We start from the raw sequence: 16,349 nt of genomic DNA on the forward strand, positions 1-16,349 counted from the left end.
CATGTTCCGCACTGCCGCACCGCCCGTCCGGCCCGCGACCGCCGCCGCGGTCGCGGGCACGGTCCCCTGTCTGCTGCGGGCGGCCTGGCACCTGCCGACCGGCCCCTCGGAGCGCCGCCCACCGCGCCCCGAGGTCGAGGCGATCCACCGGTGGACGGCCGAGACGCACGGCACGCGGGTGGACGGCGACCGGTTCGCCGCGTCGCCGTTGTGGGCGACGCCCGACCTCGTCGCGGGCGCCGTCGACGCCCTCGGGCCGCTCCCGGCGGCGGACGCCCCGCAGATCGCCGTCCTCGCGTACGCCACACCGGACTTCGAGCACACCCGGCTCGCGGCCTCGCTGCTGCACGGTCTCCTGCCGGGCGAACCGCTCACCTTCGCGGTCTCCGACCAGGGGGTGCTCAGCCCGTTCACCGCCCTCCGGGTGGCGGTCGAGTACGCCCGGCGGTCCGGCTGGAACCGGCTGCTGCTGGTCGTCGTCGACCAGAGCTCGCAGCCCTTTCCGCGGCCCGAGACCGGGCAGTTGGCGGTCGACCGGGACGCCGCTGCGGCGCTGCTGCTCGGCTGGGAGGGCGGGGCAGCGCCGGTCGCCGGTCTGGGCCAGGGGCGCCCCGAGCAGGCGTTGCCGGCGCTGCGCGCGGACCTGGCCGACGCCGGCCTGCTGGCCGCGGGCCTCGGGCTGGCGGACGGTCCCGAGCTGCCCCTGTCCGGTCCGCTTCGTCGGGACGCCGTACCGGGGCGGCCCTGCACGGGGGTGTGGTCGGCGCTGCGGGACGCACCGGCGGGACGGGTCGTGCTGGCCGATCTCGACCGGGGACTCGACCGCCTCGCCCACTGCACGCTCGATCTGCCCGACCCGCAGGAGGGATCCGATGACGGCAACCGTTGAGGCCGCCGCCCGGTGCGGGCAGGAGTGCCGCGCCACAGCCCGTCGCGACGGCGTCGTCCCGGCCCTGCACCGGCTCAACGCGGTCCTGTCGCCGGACGCCCCGCCGAGGGGCGCGAGCGGTCACGCCCTCGTGCCCGTCGACGCTGCGCCGCTCCCGGGCGGCGGCGGAGCCACGGCGCCGGGGCTGGCCCTGTCCGCGCCGGACCCGGACGCCCAGGCCGGGGTCGGCCGGGCTTCCGCCCACTGGCGCCTCGGCCTGGCGTGGGTGCGCCTCGGGGCCTCCGAGGGGCTGCGCGACCTGGTGCTGGTGCGCCTGGGCGAGCGGCACACCGAAGGCGCGCCGCTGCTCATGAAGCAGCTCGTCAAGGGAGCCCTGGCGGACGTGCTGACGGAGCATCTGGAGGCCGAGTGCGTGCTCGGCGAGGCCGGGACGGAACGGCACGGGACGGGCCGGCACGAGGCAGCCTGGGACGAGGCAGGCCGGCTGGGACGGGTCCACGACCGGATCACCCGGGCCGACCGGGCGCTGCTGCGGCTGCTCGGCGCGCAGGGCTTCACCCTGCCCGGCCCCGGCTGGGAGGCGCACCTTTCCGAACTGCTCGCCGACGTCTACCGCGAACGCCGTGTTGTCGTCTCACCGGAGGAAGCATGACCGAGCTGCCCGCACACCTGGAGGAGCTGCGCCGCCGCGCCCGTGGCTGGGCCGGCGACCTGCGGGCGGCCGCCCTGGAGGTGGACCGTGATCCGGAGGCCGTCCGTGACCTGTTCGACCTGCCCGCCGTCGGCTACCTGGCGAACCGGCTGCGCTCGGCCGACTCCGGGGACACCCTCGAACGGGTGGTGGTCGTCGAGGAGTTGGCGCGCGGCGACGCCGGGCTGATGCTGGCCTCGCCCGGTCCTTCGATGGCCGGGGTGCTGGTGGACGTGCTGGGCAGCCCGGAGCAGCAGGACTGGTTCCGCAGCCGGCTCGCCGCTCGGCCCGCCTGGACCTGCTTCGCCCTGACCGAGCCCGAACGCGGCTCGGCCATCGGCGAGATGACCACGGCGCTCAGCCCTCAGCAGGACGGGTCGTTCCGGCTCGACGGGGTCAAGCGCTACGTCGGCAACGCCTCGCGGGCCTCGGTGGCCGCCGTGTTCGCCCGGCGCGCCGGCGCCGACCGGCTCGGCGTCACGGCCGTGCTCGTCGACACCGCCGACCCCGGTTGGACGGCGGAGCCGCTGCCGACCCTCGGCCTGCGCGGCGCGCGGGTCGGCGCGGTCTCCCTGGACGGGGTCCGGGTTCCGGCGGGACGGGTGCTGGGCGCCCATCTTCCGCCCACCCGCCGCGGGATGTGGGGGATCGTCCAGGTCTTCAACCGGCTGCGGCCGAGCGTCGCCGCCATCGCCCTCGGGATCGCGGGCGCCGCGCACGACTACGTCGCCGAGCGCCGTCGCGAGCTGCGGGGTGCCGAGCGGGCGGCGTTCGAGGAGATCGGCCGCCGGATCGAAGCGGCCCGGCTGCTCACCCGGCGCGCCGCCGCGGCGGTGGACGCGCGGCCCTCCGACGGCTACCTGGCCTCCGCCGCCAAGGCGCGGGCCTGCGAACTCGCCGAGGACGCGACGCTGGTGGCGCTCGGGTGCTTCGGGCCCGCCGCCCGGGTCGAGCATCCGTTGCTGGACAAGTACGCGCGGGACGCGCGGGGCGTGGAGTTCATGGAGGGCACCGGCTTCGTCCAGCGGCTCAACCTGTTCCAGGGCCTGCACACCGGCCGGGTGGGGAGGGCCGCGCAGTGCTGAGACCAGAGCCGAGACCGCAGCCCCCGGACGAGGTCGAGGTCTGGACCGTCCCGCTGGGCTCACCCCTGGGGGTGCCTCCCCGGGGGCTCGACGCGTTGCTGGACGAGGAGGAGCGGGCCCGCGCCGCCTGCCTGCGCGACGTCGTCTGCCGGAACCGCTTCGTCACCGCGCACGCGGCGCTCCGCTCGATCGTGGGCGCCAGACTGGGCCGCGCCCCGGAGCAGGTCCGGTTCGTCCGGGGTCAGTTCGGCAAGCCCGAGATCGCGCACGGGAGCGGCCTGTTCCTCAGCTTCTCCCACTCGGACGGGATCGCGCTGGTCGCACTGGCGCCGAGACCGGTCGGGGTGGACGTGGAGCGGTGGCGCAGCGCCTCCGCCGCCACCCGGATCGCCGGACGGTTCTTCCCTCCGGCGGAGCGGGAGGCGGTGGCCGCGGCGCCGCCCCGACCGGGCGCCGGCGGTCGGTCGGCGCTCTTCGCCCGGCTGTGGACCAGGAAGGAGGCCTGCGTCAAGGCGACGGGCGCACGCCTGTGCCAAGGGCTGTCGCTGCCCGTGCAGGGCGACGCGGGCCTCTTCACGGTGCACGGCGCCGACGGCGCCCTGGCCGGCCCCTGGTGCCTCGCGGACCTGGCGCCGGCTCGGGGGTATGCCGGCGCCGTGGCCCTCTCCGGATCGAATCCGTTCCGGACCGCTCTTCGATCCTGGCAGCCGACGGTCGGCGGGGAAAGGGGAGAAAAGTCCACTCCTCTTCGGGAACTTGTCCCCGTGAGTGTGTGACGGGCCGTCGATAGCGTGGTTTCGACGGTGGGCACAGCGATGCTGACCGGCAGACGCCCGGAATGCCGGGCCGCTCTCTGCTTCTCCGCTGCGCAGTGCTGGTTTGTCCGCGGGAATTCGCGTGGAGGAAAGGACAAGTTCGTGAAGAACCGGAATGCGGTGACCAGGACGGCGCATTGGAGCGCCACCCACCCGTGGTGGGCCCTGGTGGTCTGGGTCGCGTTCGTGGTGGGTGCGCTGGCGGTCGGTGGTCACACGGGGACGAAGCAGGCCACGAACGCGGATCTGTCCATCGGGCAGTCGGCGTTGGCGACGGAGATCGCCAAGAGCGGCGGCCTGACGGAGCAGCCGGTGGAGGTGGTCCTGGTGACCGCCCCGCACGGCGGCTCCCTCGACCAGCAGTCCGCCGCCCGTGCGGCCACGGACGCGGCGGGCCGGCTCAAGGGCCTGTCCGCGGTGCAGTCGACGGGGCAGCAGGTGCTGTCGACGAACGGTCAGGCGCTGCTGGTGCCGGTGACCATGAGCGGTGATCCGGACACCGCCGCGGACCGGGTGCAGCCGCTGGTCGACGCGGTGCAGTCGGCCCAGCGCGGCAACCCGGGGGTCCGGGTCGAGCTGGTCGGTCCCGACACGGTCAAGGCCGCGCTCAACACGATGCTGAACCAGCAGGTCGGCCAGGCGACGGGGCTCAGCCTGCCGATCACCCTGCTGGTGATGATGTTCGTCTGCGGCGCCATCATCGCGGCCGGGGTCCCGGTGCTGCTCGGCCTCTCCTCGGTGCTGGCCGGCCTGGGCCTGTGGGGGCTCACCTCCCAACTGGTGCCCGACCCGGGGCCGGTGGGCGAGCTGGTGGTGCTGATGGGCATGGCCGTGGGCGTGGACTACTCGCTCTTCTACCTCAAGCGCTTCCGCGAGGAGCGGGCACGCGGCAAGGAGAAGATCGACGCGGTGGACGTGGCCGCAGCCACATCGGGCCACTCGGTCGTCGTGTCCGGGACCGTCGTGATCCTCTCCATGGGGGCGCTGTACCTCGCCGGAAACCTGGCCTTCACCGCGATGGCGACCGGAAGCATCCTCGTCGTGGCCATCGCCATGGCCGCCTCGCTGACCCTGCTGCCGGCGCTGCTGGTGATCTTCGGCAAGGCGCTGGAGCGGCCGCGGGTGCCGCTGGTGTGGCGGATCCAGGGCCGCGGCGACCGCGCCCGGGTCTGGTCGGCGCTGCTGCGTCCGGCGCTGCGGCGCCCGGTGGTCAGCCTGCTGCTGTCGACGGTCGCCCTGCTGGCCCTGGCGGCGCCCGCGCTGCACCTGCAGCTGAAGGCCACGGGCGTGGACGACCTGCCCAAGAGCATGCCGGCGATGCAGGCCGAGGCGCGGCTGACGCAGTTCTTCCCCATCCAGTCCGACACCCATCTGGTGGCGGTCGAGGCCCCGGCGGGGAGCGCCGCGCAGGTGCACGACGCGCTGGCCGCGCTGGTCCGGGAGGCCGGGCAGGACCCCCTGTTCACCTCCACGCCGACGCCCGAGATCAGGACCTCCCACGGGGGCCGGTACGGCGTCGTCGAGATCGGCACCCGCTTCAGCAGCAGCTCCCCCCAGGCGCGGCAGTCCCTCGCGCGGCTGCGTGACGACCTCGTGCCCGCCACGGTGGGGAAGGTGCCGGGGGTGAAGTGGGCCGTCGGCGGCAGCGACGTCGCCTACGACGTGGACTACCGGGCTGCCGTGGTGGACCGGATGCCGTGGGTGCTGGGCTTCGCCCTGGCCCTCACGTTCCTGGTCACGGCGCTGGCCTTCCGGTCGGTCGTGCTGGCCCTGGTCACGGTCGTGCTCAACATGCTGTCCGCGGGCGCCTCGTTCGGCGTGCTGGCCCTGGTCTTCCAGCACACCTGGGCGGACACCCTGCTGGACTTCCAGTCCACCGGACGTGTGGTGGCCTGGCTGCCGCTGGTCCTGTTCGTCATCCTGCTCGGCCTGTCGATGGACTACCACGTGTTCGTCGTGGGCCGGATCCGCGAGGCGACCCGCGCGGGGCTGCCCGTGCGGGAGGCGGTCGAGCGGGGCATCACGCGCTCGGCGGGCGTGGTCACCGGCGCCGCGGTGGTCATGATCTCGGTGTTCGCGCTCTTCGCCTCGCTGAGCTTCGTCGAGATGAAGCAGCTGGGTGTGGGCATGGCCTGCGCGGTGCTGCTGGACGCGACGCTGATCCGGATCGTGGTGCTGCCCTCGGTGATCGCGCTGCTGGGGGAGCGGACCTGGTGGCCGTCCCGGCCCGCGGCGCAGCCGGGGGACGCGCCGGAGACGGAGGCGGAGACGGAGACGGCGGCGGAGCGGGGCGAGCCCGTCGGCGCGGCCGGCCTGCTGGTGGCCGAGGACGTCGGCTGAGACGAGCTGGGGCGGGTGCCGGCCGCGGTGGGGCGGCCGGCACCCGCCCCACGGCGGATCACGACTCGGTGCAGGTCACAGCGAAGAGGTCAGAGCGAGAGCGAGGCGTCCTGGGTGAGGATCGCCTGGTAGAGCCGGTTGAGTTCGCGGCCGGGCAGGAGGCCCAGCTCCTCGTCGAGACGTCTGCGGGTGCGATGGAAGATGTCGATGGCCTCGGACTGGCGGCCCGTGCGGTACAGCGCGAGCATCAACTGCTCACTGAAACGCTCCCGTTCGGGATGCTCGGCGTGTAACTGCCGCAGCTCCGGCACCACGGCCCCGGCCTCACCACTGGCGAGCTGAGCGGAGATCAGGTCCTCATGAGCGAGACGGCGCTGTTCGTCGAGACGGAGTGCGGCGGCCCGGCAGCGAGGACCGTCGCCGACGTCCACCAGGGCCGGACCGTGCCACATGGCGAGGGAGCCGCGCAGTCGTTCGGCGGCCTTCTCGGGCTGGCACCCGACCAGGTCGTGGCCTTCCCTGACCTGCTGCAGGAACCGGTTGGCATCCAGACTGGTGGCGGGCATGCTCAGCAGATAGCCGTTGCCGACCGTACGGACCACGCCCTGCTCGCCGGAGTCCAGGCCGAGTTGGCCGAGCGATCTTCGCATCCGGGTGACGTTGGCCTGGAGGGCGTTCCGCGCGTTCTTCAGCGGCGTCTCGCCCCAGAGCTCGTCGATGAGCTCGTCGAAGCTGACCACCTGGCCTGCGCGCAGGGCCAGCATCGCGAGTGTGGCGCGGATCTTCTTGGCGCCCAGGATGGCGCTGGTGTTGCCGGCGCCGACCCGGAGCGGTCCTAGAATTGCGACGTACACAGACGTTATCCCCCCTGTGCGGAAAGCTGCGCCCGATCACTGGACCTGACTCAATGCATGGCGCGGCAGTCGAACGCTACATCGCAAATACGTTTGCATGTCAACTTCCTGGCGGCGAAGAACCGGATTGTGGGTTTCCGTTGTCCCTTCCGTCATCCCTGCGGCCCTTTCGTTGATTACTCAACGGTAATCCAGCGAAGAAGTGGAACGTCACTTTTCGAATGGTCGGGCGATGCGCGCCGCGGTCCGGTGCCGGGATCGGATCCGGGGTCAAGGAGCCTGCTCAGACAGGGGTGCTGAGACGCTGTCAGCAGGCCGTCAGTACCCGGTCAGAGCCGACGGAGAACCTCGGATGCGTCGACGCCACCATGTACCGCCGACGGCCGGGAGCCTTCCATGCCTGTCATAACCGCGCCGCACGAATTCGATGTCCAGGATCTGTTCGTCGATCTGCATCCGATCTTCGGCCGGCGCCTCTACCTCAAGGTCGAGGGGTTCAACTTCGCCGGATCGATCAAGCTCAAGGCGGCCCGCGAGATCGTCGCCCAGGCGGAGGCGGCCGGGGTGCTCGGCCCCGGATCGACGCTGGTGGAGTCCTCCTCGGGGAACATGGGCGTCGCGCTGAGCATGCTCGCCGCCAACCGCGGCTTCGGCTTCGTGTGCGTGACGGACCCCCGCTGCAACGTGGCCACCCGCAGGACCATGCAGGCCTTCGGCGCCGACGTGCGGGTGGTCACCGAGCCGCACCCCACCGAGGGCTACCTCGGCGCGCGCCTCCGGTACGTGCGCGAGCTGTGCGCCGCCGACGAGAAGGTGGTCTGGCTCAACCAGTACGAGGCCCAGGGCAACTGGATGGCCCACTACCGCACCACCGGACCCGCGATCGCCGACCGCTTCCCACACCTCGACGTCCTGGTGATCGGGGCCGGCACCACCGGCACCCTGATGGGCTGCGCCCGCTACTTCCGTGAGCACCGCCCGGACGTGCGCGTGGTGGCCGTCGACTCGTTCGGGTCCGTGACCTTCGGCGGGGCGGCCGGTCCGCGCCACATCCCCGGGCTCGGCACCAGCGTCCGCCCGGGGCTCCTCGACGAGTCGCTCGTCGACCACGTCGTGCACGTCGCGGAGGCGGACACCGTCCGGACCTGCCGCAGGCTGGCCGCCCACGGCTACCACCTGGGCGGATCCACCGGCACCGCGGTCAGCGGGGCACTCGCCTGGCTTTCGGAGCACCGCCCCGACGGCCGCGCCACGGCCGTCACCATCGCCCCCGACCTGGGCGAGCGCTACCTGGACACGCTCTACGACGACAGCTGGGTCCGCGACACCTTCGGCGACAGCACGCTGGCCGACGGCGGGGAGCCCGACGAAAGGCGAGCCGCGCGATGACCGCATCCCCGGACACCCCCCTGCCGCTCACCGCCGCACAGGCGGAGGTCTGGTACGACGAGCAGTTCGCGACCGGACCGCTCGGCTACGCCATGGGCGACTACATCGACCTGCGTGGCCCCCTCGACTCCGACCTGCTGCGGCGTGCCCTCGGCCGACTCTCCGTCGAAGCCGAGGGCCTGCGCGTTCGCTTCACCGAACGCGACGGCGTGCCCGGGCAGTTCGTCGCCCCCGCGGAGGACGGGCCGCTGCCGCTGGTCGATCTCTCCCACGAGGTGGACCCGGAGTCCGCCGCCGAGGCGTGGATGCTCCGCGACCTTGACGTGCCGATGAAGGCCGTCGAGCCGCCGCTCACCCGCCACGCGCTGCTGCGGCTCGGCTCCGAGCACCACCGGCTCTACGTGGGCATGCACCACATCCTGTGCGACGGGTACAGCCGCGACCTGATCCACCCCCGGCTCGCCGCGATCTACACACATCTCGCGGCAGGCGGGGACGCGGCGGAGCTCGCCGCGTCGGCGCCGCCGTCGTTCCGGCTGCTGCTGGACGCGGAGCGCGCCTACCTCGACTCGCCGCGCGTCGCCAAGGACCGCGCCTACTGGACCGCCCGGCTCACCGCCGGCGCGGTCGAGCCGTCCTCGCTCTCCACCAGGGAACCCTCGCCCGGCCGAACGGCGTTGCGCAGCACCGAGGTGCTCGCGCCCACCGCCGCGGGGCGGCTGCGCACCGCCGCGCAGGCGGCGGGGGCCACCCCGGCGGTCCTGGCGGCCGCCGCGATGGCCGCCTACGTCCAGCGGATGACCGGGCAGGACGAGCCGCTGCTCACGCTGCCCGTCACCGCCCGGGTGGGCGCCGTCGCCCGGGGCGTGCCGGGGATGGTCGCCAACTACCTCCCGCTGCCCGTCCCCGTCCGCAGAGGAGCCACCCGCGACCAGGTGCTGCGGGCGGCCTGGGTGGAGGTGGCGAACGCGCTGCGGCACCAGCGCTACCGGGGCGAGCAGATCCGCCGCGACCTCGGCCTGCGCACCGACGACCGGCGTCCGTTCGGCCCGTTCGTCAACGTTCTCGACCAGGACCCGGTGCTGGAGTTCGGCCCGTGCCGCGGACAGGTGGTCAACCTGTCCACGGGCATCGTCAACGACCTGATCCTCACCGTGCTCAACCTCGGCGACGGCTCCCTGGAGCTGCACCTGGACGGCAACCGCGACCTCTACGACGCCGGCGAGCTCGCCGCGCACGCCGCCCGCTTCCGGGCCTTTCTCGACGCCTTCGCGAGCTGCCCCGCGGACACCGTGGTCGACCGGCTGGACGTGGCCCTGCGGGACGAGCCCGTCGGCCTCCTCACCGGCCCCGCGGTCGACGCCGCGGAGGCCGACGCGGCCGACACGCTCGCGTCGGTCCGGGCGACGGCCGCGCGGACGCCGGACGCGGTCGCCGTGGTCGACGGGGACCTGCGCCTCGGCTACGCCGAGCTGGCGCGCCGCGCCGAGGGCGTCGGCGCGAGGCTCCGGGACGCGGGCTGCGGCCCGGACACCGTGGTGGGTGTGCTCACCCGGCCCGGCGCCGGCTACGTCGCCGCGATCCTGGGCGTCCAGGCGGCGGGAGCGGCCTGGCTCCCGCTGGAGGTCGCCGCGCCCTCGGCGCGCAACGCCTCGCTGCTGCGCGACGCGGGCGCCCGGGTGCTGCTCGTCCAGGACGGACTCGACGCCGAGGGCGCGGCGGCCTGCGCCGAGGCCGGTGCCGTCCTGGCGCTGCCACTGGAGCTGCCGTCGGACGCTCAGGCGCCGTACGGGCGCGGCCCGATGGACCAGGACGGCCCCGCGCGGGCCGCCACGGAGCAGGACCTCGCCTACGTGATGTTCACCTCGGGCTCCACCGGGCGGCCCAAGGGCGCGATGGTGCACCGGGCCGGAATGCTGAACCACCTGCGCGCCAAGGTCGACGACTGCGAACTGGGCGCGGGTGAGGCCGTCGTGGCCAACGCCCCCCTCACCTTCGACGTGCACGTCTGGCAGCTGCTGGCCCCGCTGCTGGTCGGCGGCCGGACCGTGGTCGCGGCGCCCGAGACGGCCCTCGACCCCGACGCCCTGTTCGCCCTCGCCGCCGCCGAGAGCGCCGCCGTGCTCGAGGTGGTGCCGTCCCTGCTGCGCGCGGCGCTCGACCTGTGGGACGCCCGCGGCGCGGCGCCGTCGCTCGCGGACCTGCGTCTGCTGATGGTCACCGGCGAGGCGCTGCCGGGCGACCTGTGCGCCCGTTGGCAGGCCCGCTACCCGGGCGTCGGCATGGTCAACGCCTATGGGCCCACCGAGTGCTCCGACGACGTGACGCACGCCTTCGTGACGCCCGCGGACGCGGTCGCCGGGCGGGTGCCGATCGGGCGCCCGGTGCGCGGCACCCGCCTCTACGTGCTCGGCGACGGGCTGCGTCCGGTGCCCGCCGGGGTGCCCGGCGAACTGTGGGTGGGCGGCGTGGGCGTGGGCCGCGGCTATGTCGGCGACCCCGCCCGGACCGCTTCCGTCTTCCCGGCCGACCCGTTCGCGGGCGGCGGCGCCCGGATGTACCGCACCGGCGACCGCGTGGTCCTGCGCCCCGACGGGCAGCTGGAGTTCGTCGAGCGGCGGGACTTCCAGGTCAAGGTGCGCGGCCGCCGCGTGGAACTGGGCGAGATCGAGGCGGCCGTGCGATCGGTGCCGGGCGTCCTGGACGCCGTGGTGGTCGCGCACGGCTCGGGACTGGCCGGCTATGTGGCCGCCGCGGGCGGTGTCGACGCGGCCCTGCTGCGGGAGCGGGTCGGCGCGGTGCTGCCGGGCTGGATGGTGCCGGGAGTCTGGGTGGTCCTGGACGCGCTGCCGCTCACCGCGAACGGCAAGGTCGACCGCAAGGCCCTGCCCGCGCCCGGGGCGGCCGGGACGCCCGGCCCGGTCCGTACGGCGCCGACCCTGGTGCCGGCTTTGGCGCCGGGGCCGCGCGCCGACCGCGAGGAGACGCTGTGCGCGGTCTTCGCCGCCGTCCTCGGCCTTTCCGAGGTCGGGGCGGACGACGACTTCTTCGCCCTCGGGGGTGACAGCATCCGTGCCATCGAGGTGGTCAGTGCGGCCCGCCGAAAGGGCCTGGTCCTCAGCACCCGGGACGTGTTCACGGGACGCACCGCGCGCACCCTGGCCCAGGCCGCCCGGGCGGCCGACGGATCGGCCGGGCCGCGGGACGGGTCCGTCGACCCGGTCGGCGTGCTCGAACTCACCCCGATCGCCGCCCGCCTGCGGGAGGACACCGGTTCGCCCACCGGGACGGCCGCCCAGTTCAGCCAGCACATCGCCGTCCGCGTTCCGGCCGACCTCGACGCCGGACGCCTCTCGTCGGCGCTGCAGGCCCTGATCGACCATCACGACGCGCTGCGCACGCGGGTCACCGAGCCGGCACCCGGCCTGTGGCAGGCCGAGGTGATGCCGCGCGGCGCGGCGCCCGCGGAGGACGGGCTGGTCCTGGCGGTGCCCGCGGGGCGCTCGCCGCTGGCGCTGCGCATCGAACAGCAGGCCGCGGCGGCCCGGGCCCGGCTCGACCCCGCGACGGGGCGGATGATCCGCGCCGTCCTGTTCCCCGAGCCCGAAGGCACGCAGGTCCTGGTCCTGGTCGCGCACCATCTGGTGGTCGACGGGGTGTCCTGGCGGATCCTGCTGTCCGACCTGGAGGCGGCCTGCGCCGCTCTGGCGCTCGGCCGCACGCCCGATCCGCAGCCGGTGGGCACCTCGTACCGCGCCTGGTCGAAGCTGTTGACCGAGCAGGCCGGCACCGCGCTGCGCGGACCCGAACTGGCCCTGTGGGAGCGGATCCTGAGCGGAGGCGACGAGCCGCTCGGCCCGCGCCGGCTGGACCCGGCCCTGGACGTCCGCGCCACCGCGGGCACCCTGCGCGTCGAGCTGCCGCCGGAGGTCACCGGGCCGCTGCTGGGCGCCGTCCCTGCGGCCTACCGGGCCGAGGTCAACGACGTGCTGCTGGCCGCGCTCGCGGTCGCCGTCGCCGAGTGGCGGCGGGCGCGGCGCCGTGGCGACGTCGAGGGCGGCACCCTCGTCGAACTGGAGGGCCACGGCCGCGAGGAGATCGTCGACGGCGTCGACCTGTCCCGCACCGTCGGCTGGTTCACCAGCATCCATCCGGTGCGGCTCGATCCGGGGCCGCAGGCCGCCGAGGGGCCCGGTGCGGCGGTCAAGCGGATCAAGGAGCAGTTGCGGGCCGTGCCCGAGCACGGCATCGGCCACGGCATGCTGCGGCACCTCAACCCGCAGGCCGCCCAGCTGCTCGCCCGGTACCGCCGCCCGGAACTCGGCTTCAACTACATGGGCCGCTTCGACGTCCGCGCGCAGGCGCTGTGGGCGCCCGTGGCCGGCGCCGGAGTGGTCGGCACGGGCACGCATCCGGCGATGCCGCTGGAGCACGTCCTCGAACTCACCCCCGCGACCGAGGACCTCGCCGACGGGCCGCACCTGGTCGCCAACTGGACGTACGCGAGCGGGATCCTCGCCGCGGAGGAGGTCGCGGAGCTGGCCGGGACGTGGTTCGGCGTGCTGCGCGACCTCGCCGGGCACGCCGGGGCGCCCGGCAGCGGCGGAGCCACCCCGTCCGACTTCCCGCTGGTCGCGCTCGGCCAGGAGGAGATCGAGGCGTTCGAGGCCTCGCTGTCCGGGGCCGCCCGGTCCGGGGCCGCACCGTCGGGGGCCATGCTCGCCGACGTGCTGCCGCTCACCCCGCTGCAGCAGGGGCTGTTGTTCCACCACGTGTCCGCGGGCGACGCGGTGGACGTCTACACCCTGCAGATCGTCGCCGACCTGGAGGGCGAGCTGGACCCGGAGGCGCTGCGGGCCGCCGGGCAGGCGCTGCTGCGCCGTCACCCGGCGCTGCGGGCCTGCTTCCGGTTCCGGGAGTCCGGCGAGCCCGTGCAGCTGATCGCCTCCGATGCCGAACTCCCCTGGCAGCTGGTCGACCTGACAGAACTGCCGGAGCCGCGGCGGGAGGCGGTGGCCGCGCGGCTGGCGGACGAGGAGCGCGCCCGCCGGTTCGATCTGGCGGAGCCGCCGCTGCTGCGGTTCACCCTGATACGCACCGGTCCGCAGCGGCACCGGTTCGTCTGGACGAGCCATCACCTCCTGGTCGACGGCTGGTCGATGCCGATCCTGGTCGCCGATCTGCTGGAGCTGCTCGCCGGTTCGGACGGCTCCGACGGCGGCTCTCATGGCGGCTCCGACGGCGCGGTCACGCCCGCCTCGCACCGGGACTACTACGCCTGGCTTGCCGGACGTGACCGCGGCGTCGCCCGGGACGCCTGGAGGCGAGCCCTGGCCGGCCTGCCCGGCCCCACCCTGGTCGCTCCGGCAGGTCCGTCCGCACCGTCCCTGCCGGAGTCCCTGCACCTCGATCTCGGGCCCGAGTTGACCGCCGCGCTCACCGCGGCCTCCCGGGCCGCGGGGCTGACCCTGAACACGGTGGTGCAGGGCTGCTGGGCGGTGCTGCTCGGCGAACTGACCGGCCTGACGGACGTGGTGTTCGGAGCGGTCACCGCGGGCCGGTCGGCCGAGGTGCCGCGGGTGGAGTCGATGGTGGGCATGTTCCTCACCACCGTGCCGGTACGGGTGCGGCTGCACCCCGACGCCACGCTCGGCGGCCTGCTGCGCACCCTGCAGGCCGAGCGTGCCGAACTGCTGCCGCACGAGCACCTGGGTCTGGCCGAGATCCACCGGGCCGCCGGTCTGGCCGGAGAGGCCTTCGACACGCTGCTGCTCTTCGAGAACTTCCCGCTGGGGGCCGGGCCGGAGACGGCCGACGCCGGCACCGTGCGCGTGGTCCGCGCCGAGGCGCGCGACGCCCGTCACCACCCGCTGAGCATGGTGGTGCTGCCCGAGGCCGACCGCCTGCGGCTGCGGCTGGACCACCTGCCGGACCTCCTCGACCACGACGAGGCGGCCCGGATCGCCGACCGGTTCACCGCGCTGCTGCGGACGGCGGCCACCGCGCCCGGAACGACCCTGGCCCGGCTCGGCGCCTCGATCCCCGCGCCGGTCGCGCGCGCGGTCCCGGCGGCGCCGGGACCCTGGCAGCCGTCCGCCGCGACCGCGCCGCGTCCGCCCAGGACCGAGCGGGAGGAGACCGTCTGCGCGGTCCTCGCGGAGGTACTCGGCCTCCCGCAGGTCGCGGCGAACGACGACTTCTTCGCGATCGGCGGCGACAGCATCCGCGCCATCCAGGTGGTCGCCCGGGCGCAGCGCGCGGGGCTGGCGCTCCAGGTCCGGGACGTGTTCACGGGCCGGACGGCGGCGGCGCTCGCCGCGGTCGCCGTGCCGTCCGGGGCGGCGGACGCACCTGGCGCCGGGGCGCCGGACGGCGGTCCGGACGACGAACCGCTGCTGGTCCTGTCCGACGGCGAACTGGACGATCTGGCATCCGACGTGAGTGAGGACATGCTGTGAAGCGCGCACCGAAGGTCGCCGAGGTCCTGCCGCTCTCCCCGCTCCAGGAGGGCCTGCACTTCCTCGCCGCCGAGGGGAGCGGCCCCGACCCGTACATCCTCCAGTTGTCGGTGCGAGTCGACGGCGTCATGCCGGCCGACCTCCTGCGGAGCGCGTCCGTCGCCCTGCTGAACCGCCACCCCCATCTGCGCGCCTGCTTCCGGGCTCGCCGCACCGGCGAGACCGTGCAGGTGATCCTGACGAGCGAGGACGTCGAGGTCCCCTGGCGGGAGGTGGACCTGACCGGTCTGCCGGAGCCGCAGCGGGAGGAGGCGGCCGACCACGTCGCGAACGAGGACCGGCGGGAGCGCTTCGACCCGGCGCGGCCGCCGCTCATGCGGTTCACCGTGATCCGCCTCGGCCCGCGCCGCCACCGGTTGCTGTGGTCGGTGCACCACCTGCTGCTGGACGGCTGGTCGATGCCGCTGGCCGCACGCGAGCTGCTCGGTCTCGCGGGCCTCCTCGGGCCGGATCCGCTGCCCGAGCCGGTGCCGTACCGCAGCTACCTGCGCCGGCTGGCGGCCCGGGACCGGGGGGCCGCCCGCGCGGCCTGGGCCGAGGTCCTCGCCGGACTCGACGGCCCGCTGAGGGTCGCGCCCCGCCCGGCGGCGGACGGCGGAGCGCTGCCCGAGACGCTGGACGCGGTCCTCGCCCCGGAGACGACCGGCGCGCTGGTCTCCTGGTGCGGCACGGCCGGGGTGACCCTCAACGCCGCGGTGCAGGCCTGCTGGGCGGCGGCGCTCGCCTACCTGACCGGGCGTCAGGACGTGGTGTTCGGCGCGGTGGTCTCGGGCCGTCCGGCGGAGCTGCCCGGCGTGGAGACGATGATCGGGCTGTTCGCCAACACCGTGCCGGTCCGGGCGGACGTGCGGCCCGACCGGACGGTCTCCGAGCTGGTCCACGACCTGGCCCGGCAGCAGCTGGACCTGCTGCCGCACACGCACCTGCCGCTCGCCGAGGTCCAGGCGGCGGCCGGCCTGCGCGGAGAGCTGTTCGACACCGGGCTCGCCTTCCAGAGCTACCCGATGGCCGAGGCCGTCCCCGGAGCCGGTGAGCTCACCCTGGACGACATCCGGGTCCGTACCGCCACACACTTCGCCCTGGGCCTGACCGTGCTGCCGGGCGACGGGCTGACCCTCTCCCTCGCCTACGCGCCCGGCGCGTTCGACGGCGACGGCGCCCGGACCGCCGCCCGCGCACTCGACCTGCTGGTCGGCGCCCTGGAGCGGACCGCCGCCGACCCGGACACCCTGCTGGCCCGGATCGCCGGGCCCGGCGCGCTGGAGGAGGGCGTCAGCAGCGGTCCGGACCTGCGCGAGGACGGGATCCGCGACGCCACCCTGCACGGCCTGTTCCGGGCCCACGCCGCGCGCGACCCCGAGGCCACCGCGCTGATCGTCCCCGACGAGGACCGGCCGGACGACCCGGCGGCCGCGCTGACCCTGAGCTACGGGCGGCTGGACGCCGAGTCGGACGCGCTGGCGCACCGGCTCGCCGCCCTGGGCGCGGGGCCGGAGAGCTTCGTCGCCCTGGCCCTGCCGCGCGGCCCCGAGATGATCACGGCGCTGCTCGCGGTGCTCAAGACCGGGGCGGCCTATCTGCCGGTCGACCTCGCCTATCCGCCGGAGCGGATCGCCTTCATGCTCGACGACGCAGCACCGGCGCTCGTCGTCACCACCTCCGGCACCCGGCTGCCCGACGGTTGCGCCGCCCGGCGGGTCGACCTCGACGGGACGGACGACGGGCCCGCGCCGGGCGGCCCGCTGCCCGACATCGCACCGGGCAGCCC

General features: G+C 74.9%; 9 protein-coding genes. 8 read left to right on the plus strand and 1 reads right to left on the minus strand.

What is annotated here, in order from left to right:
• The first annotated feature begins 1 nt into the window (after window position 1).
• From TR49_RS26925 to TR49_RS26945, 5 genes are all read left to right on the plus strand, one after another.
• Window positions 2-889 carry a beta-ketoacyl-[acyl-carrier-protein] synthase family protein gene (locus tag TR49_RS26925; RefSeq protein WP_042386376.1) on the plus strand — a complete coding sequence of 296 codons (888 nt, stop codon included), beginning with the start codon at window positions 2-4 and terminating at the stop codon, window positions 887-889.
• Entirely contained in the window at window positions 873-1,541 is a 669-nt protein-coding gene (locus TR49_RS26930; RefSeq protein ID WP_042386378.1) for a hypothetical protein, read from the plus strand. Before TR49_RS26925 ends, TR49_RS26930 begins: the two co-directional genes overlap by 17 nt.
• Complete coding sequence (locus TR49_RS26935) at window positions 1,538-2,665, plus strand: acyl-CoA dehydrogenase family protein (RefSeq protein WP_042386379.1); 1,128 nt, start codon at window positions 1,538-1,540, stop codon at window positions 2,663-2,665. Before TR49_RS26930 ends, TR49_RS26935 begins: the two co-directional genes overlap by 4 nt.
• Window positions 2,659-3,441 carry a 4'-phosphopantetheinyl transferase family protein gene (locus TR49_RS26940; RefSeq protein WP_052434666.1) on the plus strand — a complete coding sequence of 261 codons (783 nt, stop codon included), beginning with the start codon at window positions 2,659-2,661 and terminating at the stop codon, window positions 3,439-3,441. The genes TR49_RS26935 and TR49_RS26940 overlap by 7 nt, the downstream gene beginning before the upstream one ends.
• Before the next feature lie 141 nt (window positions 3,442-3,582).
• Window positions 3,583-5,820, plus strand: coding sequence for an MMPL family transporter (locus tag TR49_RS26945; RefSeq protein ID WP_042386381.1), 2,238 nt, complete (start codon window positions 3,583-3,585; stop codon window positions 5,818-5,820).
• Between the two features lie 89 nt (window positions 5,821-5,909).
• Here the strand turns inward: TR49_RS26945 and TR49_RS26950 are convergent, their stop codons facing one another.
• Window positions 5,910-6,674, minus strand: coding sequence for an AfsR/SARP family transcriptional regulator (locus TR49_RS26950; protein ID WP_084725482.1), 765 nt, complete (start codon window positions 6,672-6,674; stop codon window positions 5,910-5,912).
• A 396-nt stretch (window positions 6,675-7,070) separates the two neighbouring features.
• On the opposite strand from TR49_RS26950, the gene sbnA reads away from it, so the two are divergent.
• From sbnA to TR49_RS44025, 3 genes are all read left to right on the plus strand, one after another.
• Window positions 7,071-8,063 (plus strand): 2,3-diaminopropionate biosynthesis protein SbnA, encoded by a 993-nt coding sequence (gene sbnA / locus TR49_RS26955; protein WP_042386382.1) that lies wholly within the window; start codon window positions 7,071-7,073, stop codon window positions 8,061-8,063.
• Complete coding sequence (locus TR49_RS26960; protein ID WP_052434667.1) at window positions 8,060-14,521, plus strand: non-ribosomal peptide synthetase; 6,462 nt, start codon at window positions 8,060-8,062, stop codon at window positions 14,519-14,521. The genes sbnA and TR49_RS26960 overlap by 4 nt, the downstream gene beginning before the upstream one ends.
• The coding region (locus tag TR49_RS44025; RefSeq protein ID WP_160311640.1) for a condensation domain-containing protein at window positions 14,518-16,349 on the plus strand (1,832 nt) is incomplete at its 3' end. The genes TR49_RS26960 and TR49_RS44025, both read left to right, overlap by 4 nt.

Origin of the sequence: Streptacidiphilus melanogenes, from assembly GCF_000787835.1 — a bacterium.
GTDB classification, from domain to species: Bacteria; Actinomycetota; Actinomycetes; order Streptomycetales; family Streptomycetaceae; genus Streptacidiphilus; species Streptacidiphilus melanogenes.

Bases quoted from the DNA above. Each gene is read 5' to 3' on its own strand.
- TR49_RS26925 (WP_042386376.1), top strand. From the start codon at position 2: ATGTTCCGCACTGCCGCACCGCCCGTCCGGCCCGCGACCGCCGCCGCG.
- TR49_RS26930 (WP_042386378.1), top strand. From the start codon at position 873: ATGACGGCAACCGTTGAGGCCGCCGCCCGGTGCGGGCAGGAGTGCCGC.
- TR49_RS26935 (WP_042386379.1), top strand. From the start codon at position 1,538: ATGACCGAGCTGCCCGCACACCTGGAGGAGCTGCGCCGCCGCGCCCGT.
- sbnA (WP_042386382.1), top strand. From the start codon at position 7,071: ATGCCTGTCATAACCGCGCCGCACGAATTCGATGTCCAGGATCTGTTC.
- TR49_RS26960 (WP_052434667.1), top strand. From the start codon at position 8,060: ATGACCGCATCCCCGGACACCCCCCTGCCGCTCACCGCCGCACAGGCG.